Here is a 15,702-nt window from a genome sequence, read left to right as displayed (position 1 = left end):
CGGGCCTTCCCGGAGGCCGTCGCCTTCGGGACCGCCCCGGACCAGGCCGGTGCCTCCACGCAACAGACCGGCCCCGTCCCGGGGCGGGAGCAGTTGCGCGAGCTGCGCAGCGGGCTGGAGGACCGGATCGCGCGCTTCGCGACCATCTGGGGGCGGGCGATCTTCCCCGTCACGGCCACGTCACTGACCCGGCCCGAGTTCGAACAGCACCTCGTCCCCCTCACCCGCACCCTCACCGAGGCCCTGCACGCCCGACCCTTCGACGCCTCGGTCGCCCAGCGGGTGGGCGCCGATCTCGTCGCCGTGCACTGCACCGACCCCGAAGCCCTGGCCGGCACCCTCGGCGTGGTCGAGTCCTACCTCGTGCTCTACTGCGGACCCGACGGCTCCGGTACGGAGGGCACCGAGGAGTACCGGTCCCGCTGCGCCCGCCTCCAGCACGGCATCGCGGCCGGATTCGCCCGCGCGCTGCGCGAGCGGACCCTGAAGGAGCAGGAGGCCATCGCCCGCTCCGCGCTCACGGCCCGCAGCGACGCCCAACAGGCGCTCCACGCCAGCGAGGAACGCTTCCGGGCGGTCTTCGAGGGCGCCGCCATCGGGATCGGCATCGCCGACCTGGAAGGCAACGTCCTGGAGGTCAACGACACCCTGCTGCAGATGTTCGGCGGCCTGGAGGGGCACGTCCGGGGCCGCAACGTCAGCGAGTGGGGACACCCCGACGACACCCCGCACGTGTGGCGCATGTACGGGGAACTGGTGCGCGGGGAGCGCGAGCACTACCGGGTGGAGAAGCCGTACTACCGGCACGACGGCACCGTCCTGTGGACCAACCTGACGGTGTCCCTGCTGCGTGACACCGACGGCACCCCGCAGTACCAGCTGGCCCTGATGGAGGACACCACCGAACGCCGGCTGCTGAACCTGCGGCTGCGCTACGAGGCGACCCACGACGCGCTGACCGGACTGCCCAACCGGACGCTGTTCTTCGAGCGGCTGGAGAAGGCCCTGAGCGCGGGCGGAGCAAGCCGCTTCGGCCTGTGCTACCTCGATCTCGACGGCTTCAAGGCGGTCAACGACAGCCTGGGTCACTCGGCGGGCGACCGACTCCTGGTGGAGGTCGCCGACCGGCTGCAGAGCTGCGCGACCGGACCGGGCGAGGTGGTGGCCCGGCTGGGCGGTGACGAGTTCGTGGCCCTGACCACCGGCCCCGCCGCCGAGAACGAGGAGAAGGTGACGGACCTGGCGGTTCGGATCCTGTCCGCCCTGTCCACGCCGATCCGGCTGGAGGGCCGGGAGCTGACCGTGCGGGGCAGCATCGGCATCGTCGAGGGCCGGGCCGGCGAACGGACCGCGGCGGAGGTGCTGCGCAGCGCCGACATCACCATGTACCGGGCCAAGGCGGCGGGCGGGAACCGCTTCGAGTTCGCCGACGAGGAGGCCGACGCCCGCGCCATCACCCGGCACGGCCTGACCAACGCGCTGCCCGCAGCGCTGGAACGCGGTGAGTTCTTCATCGAGTACCAGCCGCTGGTGCACATGCACGACGGCAGTGTGCGCGGTGCGGAGGCGCTGGTGCGTTGGTCGCACCCGCAGTACGGGGTCCTCGGCCCCGACCGCTTCATCCCGCTCGCCGAACGGACCGGCCTCATCGTGCCGCTCGGCCGGTGGGTCCTGGAGGAGTCCGTCCGGCAGGCCCGGAGCTGGCAGCTCCAGTACGGCGGCTCCAGCCTGCGCGTCAACGTCAACCTCTCCCCGACCCAGCTCCACCATCCCGGCCTGGTCGCCGACACGGTACGGGTCCTGGAGAGCTCGGGCCTGGCCCCGGGTTCCCTGTGCCTGGAAGTCACCGAGTCGGCGTTGATAGGGGCCGACGACGAGCTCCTCGAACCGTTGCGGCGGCTCGCCGCCCTGGGCGTGGACATCGCCCTCGACGACTTCGGCACCGGCTATTCGAACCTCGCCAACCTGCGCCGCCTGCCCGTCAGCGTCCTGAAGCTGGACCGCTCCTTCACGCAGGGGATGCAACAGCAGCCGGCCAACCCCGTCGACGTCAAGATCGTGGAGGGCATCGTCGCGCTGGCCCACAGCCTCGAACTCGCCGTGACGGTTGAGGGAGTGGAGACCGGCGTCCAGGCGGCCCAGCTCCGCGACCTCGGCTGCGACACCGCCCAGGGCTGGTACTACGCCCGTCCCGGTTCCCCGGACCGCATCCATACCCTCTCCCTCTCCGACGCGGTTCCGACCCCCACCTGATCGACTCCGAGCCGGCTGGGGCCGGCGCGGATCCGGTGAACCGCCGTCCCCGGGCGGCCGGGGGGCGGCGTCGGCGTGGTCGGTTGGCAGGTGTCGAAGTTGCCGGTGAGGGCGGGGCCCACGGAGAGGGCGGCCGTCGGGATGGCGGGTGAGGGCCGTCGGTGAAGGCGCCCGTCGGGATGGTCGGTCGGTGTCGGTCAGCGCAGGCCGGCCTCCGTTCCGCGGCCCGGCTCGCGCACCGCCGCGAGGACCCGCTCCAACCGCTGCGTCGTGTCGGCCAGCAGCTCGGCGGCAGCCGGCAGCCGCTCCGTCTCGTACCGGGCGAGCAACTCCTCCCGGGTGGGTCCGGACGGCGCGCTCAGGGCGCTGGTCAGGGCCCGGCCGAGGACGGCCGCGTCCGTTATCCCGGTGTTCATGCCCCGTCCACCGGCGATGGGCTGGACGTGGGCCGCGTCCCCGGCGAGGAAGACGCGCCCCTCCCGCAGCCGAGCAGCCATGCGGACGTTGACCCTCCAGGTCGACATCCAGGTGGGATCCGCCAGTTCGATCCCCGGCATCCTGGCATGCCGGTCGAACAGCCGCTGGAAGCTTTCGAGGGAGGGCGGCAGCGGCTCCCCGTCGGCGTCCAGCTCGCGCGAGGCCTGGAGCTGGAAGGAGTCGGTCCCCGGTATCGGACAGAGCAGCATGGCCGCCCCGTCCGAGGTGAACCACTGGTGCCAGAATTCGCGGCTCAATCCGGGAGCGCTCACGTCACCGAGGACCATCATCGACCGCTCCTCGGTGCTCCCCTCGAAGGGGATGCCGAGCAGCTTGCGCGTCGCGCTGCCTCCGCCGTCGCACCCCGCGAGGTAGCGGCTCCGGATGGCCGGGCCGGCAGCGGGCTGCGCCGTCACCGCGTCCGCTTCCTGATGGATCCCGGTGATCCGGGTCCCGTACTCGACCCGCACGCCGAGCTCCGCGAGCCGCTCCCGCAGCACTTCCTCGATCTGCCACTGACCCATGAACAAGACGTCGGTGAAGGGTGTGTCGCTGATGTGGGCGCCGTCGAAGTACTTGCGGAACACCAGGTCCGCGTTGCCGAGGGCCGTCATCCTCGCGGCGACCCCCAGCTGTTCGAGGACCCGCAGGCTGCTCGAACTGAGGCTCTTCCCCCGGGACTCGCGGTGCGGGCCGGGGCGTTGGTCGACGATGCGCACGTCAACGCCGTGGAGGGCCAGCCCGCAAGCCAGGGTGAGCCCCGTCGGGCCGGAGCCCACGATCAGTACGTCGGTCATCGGAAGTCCTCTCGTTGTCGCCGGGTTCCAGGAAAGCGCGTCCACGAAGAAAAAGCAACCGAGTCAGAAAAGTTACTGGGTCATGATTGCGTGGTACGGTGTGGGCATGGAAAACACGACGGGTCTGCGCGAGAGCAAAAAGCTGCGCACGCGCCGCCAGCTGGCGGCCACGGCGCTGGAACTCTTCCTGGAGCGGGGCTTCGACGCGGTATCGGTGGCCGATGTCGCCGCGGCGGCGGAGGTGTCCAAACCCACCCTGTTCCGGTACTTCCCCAGCAAGGAGGACCTGGTCCTCGACCGGTTCGCCGACCATCAGGACGAGGCGGCACGGATCGTGCGCGAACGGCCCGCCGGTCGAAGCCCGGTCGGGGCGGTTCACGACCACTTCCTGGCCGCCCTAGGCGAGCGGGACCCGATCACGGGGCTGTGCGACCACCCGAACGTTCTCGCTTTCCAGGGGCTCCTGTACGCCACTCCCAGCCTGGAGTCCCGGCTGGCGCACTACTCGGACCGAGAGGTGGAACTCCTGGCCGCCGTCCTGGAGGCGGAGTCCGCGGCGCCGCTCACCGCGCGGCTGGCGGCGATCCACCTGGTGGCGGTGCGTCACGAACTGGGTCGGGAGAACTGGCGTCGGATCGCCGCCGGTCAGAGTGCCGACGAGGCGTACCCGGCCGCGGTGACCGACGCCGACCGCGCCTTCGCGATGCTCGCCGAAGGCCTCGACGCCGCTTTGCCGATACGACCGGCCTGACGGGGTACCGCGGGAGCGCCGGGGGGAGGTGCTGCGAGGCCGGGTGTCCCGGATGGCCCCGGTGGCCGCTCCCGCCGGGGTGGGTCAGGCCAGGAGGAGGCGTTTCAGTTCGCGGGCCGCGCGTGGGGGTGCGACGTCCGTGCGGTGGGCGAGGGCGATCGTGCGGCGCAGGGGGGAGCCGGCGAGGCGGGTCGCGCGCAAGCCCGGGCCGCCGTGTTCGACGACCATGGCCGGGACCACCGCGATCCCGAGCCCGGCGCGGACGAAGCCGAGGATCGCGTCCATCTCGCCGCCCTCCACCGTGAACGTCGGCTCGAAGCCCGCCGCCCGGCAGGCGCCCACGGTGAGGTCCCGCAGGTCATAACCGTGGCGGAACATCACCATCGGCTCGTCCCGCAGGTCCGCGATGCTCAGCTCGCCCCCGCCCGCCGGGGGCGGGAGGTCCGCGGACGAGACCACCAGAAGGTCCTCGGTGAGCAGCTCCACGGTGGTCAGGGCGGGTGCCGACGGCGGCAGGGGCAGTGTGATCAGGGCCAGGTCCAGGAGCCCGCGCGCGAGCTCCCGTACGAGGTCCAGCGAGCCGCTCTCCTCGATCAGCAGCTCGATGCCGGGGTGCGCGGCGTGGAAGGCGCGCAGCACGGCCGGCAGCATGCCCGTGCACACGCTCGGGGTGGCCCCCAATCGGACCCGTCCGCGTCGCAGCTGCGCGAGCTCCTGCACCTCCAGCCGCGCCGTGTCCGCGTCGGCCAGGATCCGGCGGGCCAGCGGAAGCAGGGCCTCGCCCGCGTCGGTCAGGGCGATGTTGCCCCGCACGCGGCTGAAGAGTTCGGCCCCCAGCTCCCGTTCCAGGGCCTTGATCTGCTGCGACAGGGAGGGCTGGGCCACGTGCTCCCGTTCGGCGGCCCGGGTGAAGTGCCGGGTCTCGGCGACGGCCACGAAGTACACGAGCTGCTGGAACTGCATGCCGCCAGACTAGACCCGTCGATAGGGAACGCCTATCGCGATCAGCTCGACCATGTCTTGGACCTTTCGGGACCTAAGTCCTTACCGTCGACGTCATGGCTCTGGCAACGCGGACGGATCGACGGCCGTCCATCACGCGCACGCTCTGGGACTCCACCGTCGGCAAGAAGTCCGTGATGGCGGCATCGGGCCTGATCATGCTCGGCTACCTCGTCGTGCACATGCTCGGCAACCTCAAGATCTTCTTCGGGGCGGACGAGTTCAACGGGTACGCCCACTGGCTCCGCACCCTCGGATCCCCCTTCCTGCACCACGAGTGGGCCCTGTGGATCGTCCGCGTCGTGCTGGTCGCCGCGGTCGTCGCCCACGCCGTCTGCGCGTACCAGCTCAGCCGTCGCGACATCAAGGCGCGCCCGGTGAAGTACGCCCACAAGCGTCGGCGGGCGAGCTACGCCACCCGCACCATGCGCTGGGGCGGCATCATCCTGGCGCTCTTCATCGTCTGGCACCTCCTCGACCTGACCACGCTCACGGTCAACGAGCGCGCCTGGGCCGGCCACCCGTACGAGAACGTCCTCGCCACCTTCTCCACCTGGTACGGCAACACGATCTACCTGGTCGCGATGGCCGCGCTCGGGCTGCACGTCCGCCACGGCTTCTGGAGCGCCGCGCAGACCCTCGGCGCCGGCAACGCCCGGCGCGACCGGACCCTGAAGTTCCTGGCCAACGCCCTGGCCCTCGTCCTCTTCGCGGGCTTCGTGTCCGTCCCCGTCGCCGTCATGACCGGAGTGGTGAGCTGACCATGAGCGCACACGAGACCCCCGCGCACACCGGGGCCCACGAGTCCTACGACTCCCAGGACACCCACGACACCCACGACACCCACACGTCGTACGCGGACTACGTCACGGGCGATCCGATCGTCGACACCAAGGCCCCCGAGGGCCCCATCGCCGAGCGCTGGGACCGGCGCCGCTTCGAGGCGAAGCTGGTCAACCCGGCGAACCGGCGCAAGCACCGGATCATCGTCGTCGGCACCGGCCTGGCCGGCGGCGCGGCCGGCGCGACGCTCGCCGAGCAGGGTTACCACGTCGTCCAGTTCTGCTTCTCCGACTCCCCGCGCCGCGCCCACTCCATCGCCGCGCAGGGCGGCATCAACGCCGCGAAGAACTACCGCAACGACGGCGACTCCGTACACCGCCTCTTCTACGACACCGTCAAGGGCGGCGACTTCCGCGCCCGCGAGTCCAACGTCCACCGCCTCGCACAGATCTCCGTCGAGATCATCGACCAGTGCGTGGCCCAGGGCGTGCCCTTCGCCCGCGAGTACGGGGGCCTCCTCGACACCCGGTCCTTCGGCGGCGTCCAGGTCTCCCGCACCTTCTACGCCCGAGGCCAGACCGGTCAGCAGCTCCTGCTCGGCGCCTACCAGGCCCTGTCCCGGCAGATCGCCGCGGGCAACGTGGAGATGCACGCCCGCACCGAGATGCTCGACCTGATCACGGTGGACGGCGTCGCCCGCGGCATCGTGGCCCGCGACCTGATCACCGGGAAGATCTCCACGTACTACGCGGACGCGGTGGTCCTCGCGAGTGGCGGCTACGGCAACGTCTTCTACCTCTCCACCAACGCCATGAACTCCAACGCGACCGCCATCTGGCGGGCGCACCGGCGCGGTGCCCACTTCGCCAACCCCTGCTTCACCCAGATCCACCCCACCTGTATCCCTCGCACGGGTGAGCACCAGTCCAAGCTCACGCTGATGAGCGAGTCCCTCCGCAACGACGGCCGGATCTGGGTTCCCAAGGCCCGGGGCGACACCCGCCCCGCCGTCGAGATCCCCGAGGCGGAGCGCGACTACTACCTGGAGCGGATCTACCCCTCCTTCGGCAACCTCGTCCCCCGCGACATCGCCTCCCGCGCCGCGAAGAACGTCTGCGACGAGGGCCGCGGCGTCGGACCGGGCGGCCAGGGCGTGTACCTGGACTTCGCCGACGCCATCCGCCGCATGGGCAAGGACAAGGTGGCGGAGAAGTACGGCAACCTCTTCGAGATGTACGAGCGGATCACCGCGGAGAACCCGTACGAGGTCCCCATGCGGATCTACCCGGCCGTCCACTACACGATGGGCGGACTGTGGGTCGACTACGACCTCCAGACCACCGTCCCGGGCCTGTTCGCGATCGGCGAGGCCAACTTCTCCGACCACGGCGCCAACCGCCTCGGCGCCTCCGCCCTCATGCAGGGCCTCGGTGACGGCTACTTCGTGCTGCCGTCCACCATCAACGACTACCTGGCCCGGAACCCGCACCACGACGAGGTCGACGACGCTCACCCGGAGGCGGCGGCGGCTGTCCGCGAAACCCGCGACTGCCTCGCCAAGCTGCTCGCCGTCGACGGCGACCGCACCCCCGACTCCTTCCACCGCGAGATCGGTGAACTCATGTGGGAGTACTGCGGTATGGCCCGTACGGAGGAGGGCCTGCGCAAGGCCCTCGCCCGGATCCCCGAGATCCGCGAGGAGTTCTGGCGGCGCATCAAGGTCCCCGGGAGCGGCGAGGAGTTCAACCAGTCGCTGGAGAAGGCCAACCGGGTCGTCGACTACCTGGAACTCGCCGAGCTGATGTGTCTCGACGCCCTCCACCGCGCCGAATCCTGCGGCGGTCACTTCCGCGTCGAGTCCCAGACCCCGGACGGTGAAGCGGCCCGCCGCGACGAGGAGTTCGGCTACGCGGCCGCCTGGGAGTACCGGGGCACCGGAGCCGCACCCGTCCTGCACAAGGAAGACCTCGTCTTCGAGTACGTCCACCCCACACAGCGGAGCTACGCATGAAGCTCACCCTGCGCGTCTGGCGCCAGCGCAACGCCGGCGCCCCCGGCGCGATGGCCTCCTACGAGGTCGACGGCATCTCGAAGGACATGTCCTTCCTGGAGATGCTCGACACCCTCAACGAGGAACTCATCCTGCGCGGTGAGGACCCGGTCGCCTTCGACCACGACTGCCGCGAGGGCATCTGCGGCGCGTGCAGCCTCGTCATCAACGGTGACGCCCACGGCCCGGAGCGCACCACCACCTGCCAGCTCCACATGCGGTCCTTCGCCGACGGGGACACCATCGACGTCGAGCCGTGGCGGGCCTCCGCCTTCCCGGTGGTCAAGGACCTCGTCGTCGACCGCAGCGCCTTCGACCGCATCATCCAGGCCGGCGGCTACATCACGGCGCCGACCGGCGCGGCCCCCGAGGCGCACGCCACCGCCGTGCCCAAGCCCGACGCCGACTTCGCCTTCGAGCACGCCGAGTGCATCGGCTGCGGAGCCTGTGTGGCGGCCTGCCCCAACGGGTCCGCGATGCTGTTCACCTCCGCCAAGGTCAACCACCTCAACGTGCTCCCGCAGGGCTCGCCGGAGCGCGAGACCCGGGTGCTGGACATGGTGGGCAGGATGGACGACGAGGGCTTCGGCGGCTGCACGCTGACCGGCGAATGCGCCACGGCCTGCCCCAAGGGCATCCCGCTGCCGTCGATCGCCGCGATGAACAAGGAGTGGCTCCGGGCGGTCCGCAAGAGCTGACCGCCCCCTCCGCCCCCGCGGCCTCCACCCCCGCCGCCTCCGGCTGCGCGCGGCCCCGCGCCGGGTGCCCCACCCCGGCGGGCCCGACGCGGCCGGCGCCCCACGCCCCCGTACGGGCACCCGGACCCCCGTTCTGGGCCGATCGGCCGAGTCGATCGCCCGACCGGGCGCTCGTACGGGCCGTACGACGCGCCGCGCCGCGGCCCCGCCCGGGCGGTCGGCGACAGTGGCCCCATGCCACAAGCCCCCGCCGGGACCGGACCGCGCCGCCGCACCGTACTGGCCGCCGCCCTCGCCCCCCTCGCGGTGGCCGGCTGCTCCGGGCGGGAGGAGCCGACCCCGCCGGCCCCCGGTCCGCCGTCCCCCGCGAAGGACGCCCTCGTCATGGTGATCCGGCACGCGGAGAAGCCGTACGCCGGGGACATCGGCGAGGACGACGAGGGCAACGAGGACCCCGGCTTCCTCGCCGTCCGCGGCCGGCGCCGCGCCGAGGAACTGCCCCGCCTCTTCGCGCCCGCCCGCAGGGCCTCGCTGCCCCGGCCCGCCGCCCTGTTCGCCACCGGCGGCCCGGCGACCGCGCCCGCCCGCTGCCGTCAGACCCTCGCGCCGCTGGCCACCGCCCTGAAGACCCCCGTACGCTCCGGGTTCGCACTCGGCGCGGAACCGGCCCTGGCACAGGCCGCGTTGGCCGCCCCCATGCCGGTGCTCATCTGCTGGGAACACACCGGACTGCCCGCCCTGATCCGCGCCCTCGGCGCGCAGCACGTCATCGGTGTTCCCGCGACCTGGCCCGACCGCTACGACCTGGTCTGGACGTTCACCCGCAGCCGCGGCGCCTGGTCCTTCCGCGAGCACCCGCAACACCTGCTGCCGGGCGACGTGTAGGGCGCGCCCACGGGCGTCTCCGTCAGCCGGACGCCCTACCGGCCCAGCGCGCGGGCCAGGTAGGGGGCCGTCCTCCCGGTGGGGGAGTCGGCCACCTCCGACGGGGTGCCCGCGGCGACGATCCGGCCGCCCTCCGCGCCGCCGCCCGGACCCAGGTCGACGACCCAGTCCGCGCCCGCCACCACCTCCATGTCGTGCTCCACGACCACCACCGAGTGCCCGGCGTCCACCAGCCCGTGCAACTGCCGCAACAGCACCCGCACATCGGCCGGATGCAGCCCCGTCGTCGGTTCGTCCAGCAGGTAGAGCGTGTGGTCGCGACGCACCCGCTGGAGCTCCGTGGCCAGTTTGATGCGCTGCGCCTCGCCGCCCGACAGTTCCGTCGCGGGCTGACCCAACCTCAGGTACCCCAGCCCGATGTCCTCCAAGGCCCGCAGGGCGCGCGCCGCCGCGGGAACCTCCGCGAAGAAGACGCCCGCCGACTCCACGGTCAGGCCCAACACCTCGGCGATGTTCAGACCGTCGTAACGGACCTCCAGCGTCTCGGCTTTGTAGCGGGCGCCCGCGCACTGCGGACACGGGGCGTACGTGCTGGGCAGGAACAGCAGCTCCACCGATACGAAGCCCTCGCCCTGGCAGGTCTCGCAGCGACCGCCGGACACGTTGAAGGAGAACCGGCCCGCCTTCCAGCCCCGCGCCCTCGCCCCGGGGGTGGCGGTGAACAACTTGCGCACCACGTCGAACAGACCCGTGTACGTGGCCAGGTTGGACCGCGGCGTGCGCCCGATCGGCTTCTGGTCCACCTCCACCAGCCGCCGAACCGGGAAGTCCGGCTCCGTCAGTCGCCCGGCGACCTCCTCGGCCAGTGCCCGTCCGACCAGCGTCGACTTCCCCGAACCGGACACCCCGGTCACCGCGGTGAAGACGCCGAGCGGGAACTCCGCGTCCACCCCCCGCAGGTTGTGCCGGTCCACGCCCGTCAGTCGTACGGACCCGGTCGCCGCCCGTACCGGTCGGGGCTCGGCGGTCCCGCGTTCGGCGAACAGGTGCCGGGCCGTCGCCGAGTCGCCGACTCCGGCCAGATCCCGGGGCGGGCCGCTGTACAGCACCCGCCCGCCGTGTTCCCCGGCGAGCGGGCCGACGTCCACCAGCCAGTCCGCGTGCCGCACCACGTCCATGCTGTGCTCCACGACGAAGACGGTGTTCCCGGCCGCCTTGAGCCGGTCCAGCACGGTCAGCAGCGCCTCGGTGTCGGCCGGGTGCAGCCCCGCCGACGGCTCGTCCAGGACGTACACCACCCCGAACAGCCCCGACCGCAGTTGCGTGGCGAGCCGCAGCCGCTGGAGCTCGCCCGCCGAGAGCGAGGGCGCGGTGCGGTCCAGGCTCAGGTAGCCGAGCCCGAGTTCGGTGACCGGGGCGATGCGCGAGCGCAGGTCCTCGGCGAGCACCCGGGCCGCCTCGTCGCGCAGATCGGCGTCGGCCAGTACGCCGTCCAGCTCGGTCAGTGCCAGCGCCGCCAGCTCCGCGATCGTACGGCCCGCGAACGTCACCGCCAACGCCTCCGGCCGCAACCGGCGGCCCGCGCACACCGGGCACGGCGCATGGGTGAGGAACTTCTCGGCGCGCGCCCGCAGGGTGGCGCTCTTGGTGTCGGAGAAGGTCCGCATCACGTACCGGTGGGCACTCATGTACGTGCCCTGGTAGGGCCGTTGGATCCGTTCGGCGTCCCGCACCGGGTGCACGGTGACCACCGGCTGTTCCTCGGTGAACAGGATCCACTCGCGGGCTTGCGCCGACAGCTCCCGCCACGGCGCGTCCACGTCGTATCCGAGCGCTTCCAGGATGTCCCGCAGGTTCTTGCCCTGCCAGGCGCCGGGCCACGCGGCGATCGCCCCCTGACGGATCGACAGCTCGGGCTCGGGTACGAGGAGTTCCGCGCTGGTGCGATGGATCCGACCGAGGCCCTGGCAGGAGGGGCAGGCCCCGGCGGCCGTGTTGGGGGAGAAGGAGTCGGAGTCGAGCCGCTCCGCCCCCGGTGGATAGCTGCCCGCCCGTGAGTACAGCATCCGCAGGGAGTTCGACAGCAGGGTCACCGTCCCCACCGAGGAACGCGACCCCGGTGAGGATCGCCGCTGCTCCAGCGAGACTGCGGGCGGCAGCCCGGTCACGGAGTCCACCTTCGGGGCGCCGATCTGGTGGATCAGCCGCCGCGCGTACGGGGCCACGGACTCGAAGTACCGACGCTGCGCCTCCGCGTACAGGGTGCCGAAGGCCAGCGAACTCTTCCCGGAGCCGGAAACGCCGGTGAAGACGGTCAGGGTGTCGCGCGGGATGTCCACGTCGACCCCGCGCAGGTTGTGCTCACGGGCACCCCGCACCCGTACACAGGGGTCGGGCGCGTCCGGCGTCGTACGGGTCTCGGGACCGGGGGACTGGTGCATTCGCCCCAGTTTAGAGGCCCGCGATCCGGGCCAGCCTCTCGAAGGTGTCCAGCAGGGCGGTGCGGTCGTGGGTGGAGGTGGTGACCAGCAGCTCGTCGGCGCCGGTCTCCTCGGCGACCCGGGCCAGCTCGGCGGCGACCTGCTCCTCCGTGCCTGCGATGTGCCCCGCGAGGGCGCCCTCGTACAGCTCCCGCTCCTTCGGGGTCATCTCCAGCGCCTCCACCTCCTCCGCGGGCCGCAGGGGCGGAAAACTGCCACGGGTGCGCGAATGGGCCGCGGCCCACGCCTCCGGGAGCAGCACGCGCCGCGCGGCCTCCTCGGTGGCGGCGACCGCCACCGTCCCGGAGACCACGACGTACGGCTCGCCGCCCGGTGCGGACGGCCGGAACTCCTCGCGGTACCGCTCGACGCTCTCCACGAGCCGGCCACGGCCGCGCAGGTCACCCACGACCATCGGCAGCCCGGCCCGGGCGGCGATGCCGGCGCCCTCACCGGTGGCCAGGACGAAGGCCGGGATCCGCAACCCCTCGGCCGGTCGGGCGTGCACCTCGGGGTGCGCCCGCTGCGTGCCGTCGATCCAGCCGAGCAGCTCGGCCAACTGTTCCTCGAAGCGGTCGGCGTCGGCGGTGTCGCGGCCCAGGGCCCGGCGGATCCCGTTGGTGAAGCCCACCGAACGGCCGAGGCCCATGTCGATCCGACCGGGGAACAGGGCTTCCAGCACCCCGAACTGCTCGGCGACCACCAAGGGCTGGTGGTTGGGCAGCATGACCCCGCCGGTGCCGACCCGGATGCGCCGGGTGGAGGCGGCCACGGCGGCGGCCAGGACGGTGGGCGCGGAGCCCGCCACCCCGGGCACGCTGTGGTGCTCGGACACCCAGAACCGGTGGTAGCCGAGCCGCTCCGCGGTGCGGGCCAGCTCCACCGTGTCGCGCAGGGCCTGCGGGGCCGGGTGTCCCTCGCGGGTGCGGGACCGGTCGAGTATCGAGATTCTTGGGATCACACAGGTCTCAACACCGGGCGGCGGTCAGGATTCCCCGCCCGCCCGCCCGCCCGCCCGCCCGCCCGCCCCGGCCCGCTCAGCCCCCGGTCGTCGCCGGAGGCCTCCGAGCTGTCGTGGGGGAGGCCTAGGCTGCGGCCATGACCGAGAACGCGTCCCACCGCCCGCTGGCCGTCTTCGACCTCGACAACACCCTCGCCGACACCGCGCACCGGCAGCACTTCCTGGAGGGCCGGCCCCGGAACTGGGACGGGTTCTTCGGCGCTGCCCCGGCCGACCCGCCGCTCGCGCGCGGGGTGGCGCTGGCCGTGGAGAGCGCGACCGACTGCGAGGTCGTGTACCTGACGGGCCGGCCGGAGCGGTGCCGGGCCGACACCGTCGCGTGGCTGGCCCGACACGGGCTGCCCGAGGGTCGGTTGTGGATGCGCGGGAACCAGGACCGCCGCCCGGCGCGGCAGACCAAGCTGGAGGTGCTGAAGCGGATGGCCCGCGGCCGCGAGGTGCGGATGCTGGTCGACGACGACGAGTTGGTCTGCCAGGCGGCGCGCGCCGCGGGTTTCCGGGTCGTCCTGGCGAACTGGGCGGCGGACGCGCCGGAGCTGAAGGCCGCCCAGGAGGGCGAGGGCCGCACCTGAGCGGGCCCGGTACCGCCGCCCGCACCCGAGCGGCCGGGCACAGCCGCGTCCGTCCGCCCGCCCGCCCGGCCGCCCGCGTCACCCTGCCCCGGCCGCTCCGTCAGCCTGCCCCTGCCGGTCCGCCCGCCGATCCCGACGCCCGCCGGCAGACGTCCGCCCGCCCCGGCCGCCGGACCCGCCTTCCTCGCGCCCTCACGCCTCCTCGTCGTCGAGGCGGAAGCCGACCTTCAGGCCGACCTGGTAGTGCGCCACCTCGCCGTTCTCGATGTGCCCGCGCATCTGCGTGACCTCGAACCAGTCGAGGTGGCGCAGCGTCCGGCCGGCGCGCGAGACGCCGTTGCGGATGGCCTGATCGATGCCCTCGGTGGAGGTGCCGACGATTTCGGTCACCCGGTAGGTGTGGTTGGACATGGGTTCTCCCGCCAGTCGTCTGTTGCCTTGTTCCAAGGTGCCCCAGTAAGGGCGGGTCCGCGAACTTTGTGTGAACAATCCCGGGCGAAAGGCTCTTGACCCACCCATTGGTCTATGCCAATTTCAAGCCATCTGAGAACAATCCCCAGAAGGTGACCCCTTGAAGATGCGCTTCCTTGCCGTGTGCACCGCCCTCGCGGCCGCGACCGCCCTCACCGGCTGCAGTTTGGTGGGCGGATCGGCCGAAGGGTCCGAGAAGGTGACGCTCTGGCTGATGAAGGGCAGCGCCTCGGAGGACTTCGTCACGAAGTTCACCGCCGATTTCGAGAAGGGGCATCCCGGCATCGACCTGGAAGTGAAGATCCAGGAGTGGACCGGGATCGGCGACAAGGTCAACGCCGTGCTCGCCGGCAAGGGCAAGGAGAGCGCCGACGTCATCGAGGTCGGCAACACCCAGGTCGCCCAGTACGTCGAGACCGGCGGCCTCTCCGAGCTGACCCTCGAAGGCCTGCGCGAATGGGGCAGCAAGGACTGGCTCAAGGGACTCTCCGACCCGGGCAGCGTCAACGGCGCCCAGTACGGGGTGCCCTGGTACGCGGCGAACCGGGTGGTGATCTACAACAAGGACCTCTTCGCGAACGCGGGGATCAAGGCCACCCCCAAGAACCGGCAGGAGTGGATCTCGGCCACCCAGAAGCTCGACAAGGGCGAGCAGCAGGGCATCTACCTGCCCGGCCAGAACTGGTACGTCCTCGCCGGCTTTATCTGGGACGAGGGCGGCGAGCTCGCCGTCGAGACCAGCGGCCAATGGGTCGGCGCCCTCGACGACGACAAGGCCCTCGCCGGAATGGAGTTCTACAAGCAGCTCCAAGGACTCGGCGACGGCCCCAAGGACGCCGACGAGGAGACGCCCCCGCAGTCCGACGTCTTCGCCCGCGGCCAGGTGGCCCAGATCATCGGCCCGCCCGGGCAGGCCGCCCGCATCGAAGCCGCCAACCCGGAGCTCAAGGGCAAGCTCGGCTTCTTCCCGATACCCGGCAAGACCTCCGAGAAGGCAGGCGCGGTCTTCACCGGCGGCTCCGACCTGATCATCCCGGAGCGGACGAAGAACCGCACCCGGGCCGTGGACCTGATCACCGCCCTGGTCAGCGAGAAGTGGCAGACCGAGCTCGCCCGCAGCATGAGCTACGTACCGAACAAGACCACCCTCGCGCACGTCGTCGAGGGCAACGAGGGTGCGACCAACATGGCCCCCGGCGCCGCCCAGGGCCGGGCCACCCCCAAGTCCGCCCGGTGGGCCGAGATCGAGGCCAAGAACCCGATCAAGCCGTACATGACGGCCGTGCTCACCGGCCAGGACCCCAAGGAGGCTGCCAGGGCCGCCTCGGACACGATCAGCCAGGTGCTCAGCTCCGACCGCTGATCGCCGCCGGTGAGCGCTGAGTTCAGCGTCCGCACATCCAAGGGCCGCTGAGCGGTCATGTCGAATCCAGCCGGTCACGGAAGAAGTAAAGGAGCCGGG

At 71.9% G+C, this 15,702-nt stretch carries 13 protein-coding genes; 8 read left to right on the top strand and 5 right to left on the bottom strand.

What is annotated here, in order from left to right:
* Nucleotides 1–93 precede the first annotated feature (93 nt).
* Nucleotides 94–2,253 carry a putative bifunctional diguanylate cyclase/phosphodiesterase gene (locus ACFY0I_RS12760; RefSeq protein WP_388894397.1) on the top strand — a complete coding sequence of 720 codons (2,160 nt, stop codon included), beginning with the start codon at nucleotides 94–96 and terminating at the stop codon, nucleotides 2,251–2,253.
* A 197-nt stretch (nucleotides 2,254–2,450) separates the two neighbouring features.
* On the opposite strand, the gene ACFY0I_RS12755 is transcribed toward ACFY0I_RS12760, so the two are convergent.
* Nucleotides 2,451–3,527 (bottom strand): FAD-dependent monooxygenase, encoded by a 1,077-nt coding sequence (locus tag ACFY0I_RS12755; RefSeq protein WP_388893719.1) that lies wholly within the window; start codon nucleotides 3,525–3,527, stop codon nucleotides 2,451–2,453.
* Nucleotides 3,528–3,633: 106 nt separating this feature from the next.
* On the opposite strand from ACFY0I_RS12755, the gene ACFY0I_RS12750 reads away from it, so the two are divergent.
* On the top strand, nucleotides 3,634–4,278 hold the full coding sequence (locus tag ACFY0I_RS12750) for a TetR/AcrR family transcriptional regulator (protein WP_388893717.1): 645 nt from the start codon (nucleotides 3,634–3,636) through the stop codon (nucleotides 4,276–4,278).
* 84 nt (nucleotides 4,279–4,362) lie between these two features.
* Here ACFY0I_RS12750 and ACFY0I_RS12745 read toward each other — a convergent pair whose 3' ends face one another.
* Complete coding sequence (locus ACFY0I_RS12745) at nucleotides 4,363–5,241, bottom strand: LysR family transcriptional regulator (protein WP_388893715.1); 879 nt, start codon at nucleotides 5,239–5,241, stop codon at nucleotides 4,363–4,365.
* 95 nt (nucleotides 5,242–5,336) lie between these two features.
* On the opposite strand from ACFY0I_RS12745, the gene ACFY0I_RS12740 reads away from it, so the two are divergent.
* The 4 genes from ACFY0I_RS12740 to ACFY0I_RS12725 all read left to right on the top strand — a co-directional run bounded on the left by ACFY0I_RS12740 (nucleotide 5,337) and on the right by ACFY0I_RS12725 (nucleotide 9,696).
* The gene (locus ACFY0I_RS12740) at nucleotides 5,337–6,041 is read left to right on the top strand and encodes a succinate dehydrogenase (protein WP_388893713.1); all 705 of its coding nucleotides are present in this window, start codon (nucleotides 5,337–5,339) and stop codon (nucleotides 6,039–6,041) included.
* A 2-nt stretch (nucleotides 6,042–6,043) separates the two neighbouring features.
* Nucleotides 6,044–8,074, top strand: a complete 2,031-nt coding sequence (locus ACFY0I_RS12735; protein WP_388893711.1) for a fumarate reductase/succinate dehydrogenase flavoprotein subunit — start codon at nucleotides 6,044–6,046, stop codon at nucleotides 8,072–8,074.
* A complete protein-coding gene (locus ACFY0I_RS12730; protein ID WP_388893709.1) occupies nucleotides 8,071–8,811 on the top strand; it encodes a succinate dehydrogenase/fumarate reductase iron-sulfur subunit in 741 nt (246 codons plus the stop codon). Before ACFY0I_RS12735 ends, ACFY0I_RS12730 begins: the two co-directional genes overlap by 4 nt.
* A 234-nt stretch (nucleotides 8,812–9,045) precedes the next feature.
* Complete coding sequence (locus ACFY0I_RS12725; protein WP_388893707.1) at nucleotides 9,046–9,696, top strand: hypothetical protein; 651 nt, start codon at nucleotides 9,046–9,048, stop codon at nucleotides 9,694–9,696.
* A gap of 35 nt (nucleotides 9,697–9,731) precedes the next feature.
* Here the strand turns inward: ACFY0I_RS12725 and ACFY0I_RS12720 are convergent, their stop codons facing one another.
* Nucleotides 9,732–12,137 carry an ABC transporter gene (locus ACFY0I_RS12720; RefSeq protein WP_388893705.1) on the bottom strand — a complete coding sequence of 802 codons (2,406 nt, stop codon included), beginning with the start codon at nucleotides 12,135–12,137 and terminating at the stop codon, nucleotides 9,732–9,734.
* A 10-nt stretch (nucleotides 12,138–12,147) separates the two neighbouring features.
* Nucleotides 12,148–13,137, bottom strand: coding sequence for an LLM class flavin-dependent oxidoreductase (locus ACFY0I_RS12715; protein ID WP_388893703.1), 990 nt, complete (start codon nucleotides 13,135–13,137; stop codon nucleotides 12,148–12,150).
* Between the two features lie 137 nt (nucleotides 13,138–13,274).
* On the opposite strand from ACFY0I_RS12715, the gene ACFY0I_RS12710 reads away from it, so the two are divergent.
* Nucleotides 13,275–13,769: a hypothetical protein gene (locus tag ACFY0I_RS12710; protein WP_388893701.1), complete on the top strand. Its 495-nt coding sequence runs from the start codon at nucleotides 13,275–13,277 to the stop codon at nucleotides 13,767–13,769.
* Between the two features lie 192 nt (nucleotides 13,770–13,961).
* Here the strand turns inward: ACFY0I_RS12710 and ACFY0I_RS12705 are convergent, their stop codons facing one another.
* A complete protein-coding gene (locus tag ACFY0I_RS12705) occupies nucleotides 13,962–14,180 on the bottom strand; it encodes a dodecin (protein WP_388893699.1) in 219 nt (72 codons plus the stop codon).
* A 160-nt stretch (nucleotides 14,181–14,340) separates the two neighbouring features.
* Between ACFY0I_RS12705 and ACFY0I_RS12700 the strand changes: the two genes are divergently transcribed.
* Complete coding sequence (locus ACFY0I_RS12700; RefSeq protein ID WP_388893697.1) at nucleotides 14,341–15,603, top strand: extracellular solute-binding protein; 1,263 nt, start codon at nucleotides 14,341–14,343, stop codon at nucleotides 15,601–15,603.
* Nucleotides 15,604–15,702: the final 99 nt, after the last annotated feature.

This window comes from Streptomyces sp. NPDC001568 (assembly GCF_042893755.1).
GTDB lineage: Bacteria > Actinomycetota > Actinomycetes > Streptomycetales > Streptomycetaceae > Streptomyces.
This window is presented reverse-complemented; position numbering and strand designations above follow the sequence as displayed.

What these genes read in the sequence shown, in the direction of transcription:
- ACFY0I_RS12745 (WP_388893715.1), bottom strand. Translation starts at nt 5,241, where the DNA reads ATGCAGTTCCAGCAGCTCGTGTACTTCGTGGCCGTCGCCGAGACCCGG.
- ACFY0I_RS12740 (WP_388893713.1), top strand. Translation starts at nt 5,337, where the DNA reads ATGGCTCTGGCAACGCGGACGGATCGACGGCCGTCCATCACGCGCACG.
- ACFY0I_RS12720 (WP_388893705.1), bottom strand. Translation starts at nt 12,137, where the DNA reads ATGCACCAGTCCCCCGGTCCCGAGACCCGTACGACGCCGGACGCGCCC.
- ACFY0I_RS12755 (WP_388893719.1), bottom strand. Translation starts at nt 3,527, where the DNA reads ATGACCGACGTACTGATCGTGGGCTCCGGCCCGACGGGGCTCACCCTG.
- ACFY0I_RS12735 (WP_388893711.1), top strand. Translation starts at nt 6,044, where the DNA reads ATGAGCGCACACGAGACCCCCGCGCACACCGGGGCCCACGAGTCCTAC.
- ACFY0I_RS12705 (WP_388893699.1), bottom strand. Translation starts at nt 14,180, where the DNA reads ATGTCCAACCACACCTACCGGGTGACCGAAATCGTCGGCACCTCCACC.
- ACFY0I_RS12725 (WP_388893707.1), top strand. Translation starts at nt 9,046, where the DNA reads ATGCCACAAGCCCCCGCCGGGACCGGACCGCGCCGCCGCACCGTACTG.
- ACFY0I_RS12710 (WP_388893701.1), top strand. Translation starts at nt 13,275, where the DNA reads ATGACCGAGAACGCGTCCCACCGCCCGCTGGCCGTCTTCGACCTCGAC.
- ACFY0I_RS12750 (WP_388893717.1), top strand. Translation starts at nt 3,634, where the DNA reads ATGGAAAACACGACGGGTCTGCGCGAGAGCAAAAAGCTGCGCACGCGC.
- ACFY0I_RS12730 (WP_388893709.1), top strand. Translation starts at nt 8,071, where the DNA reads ATGAAGCTCACCCTGCGCGTCTGGCGCCAGCGCAACGCCGGCGCCCCC.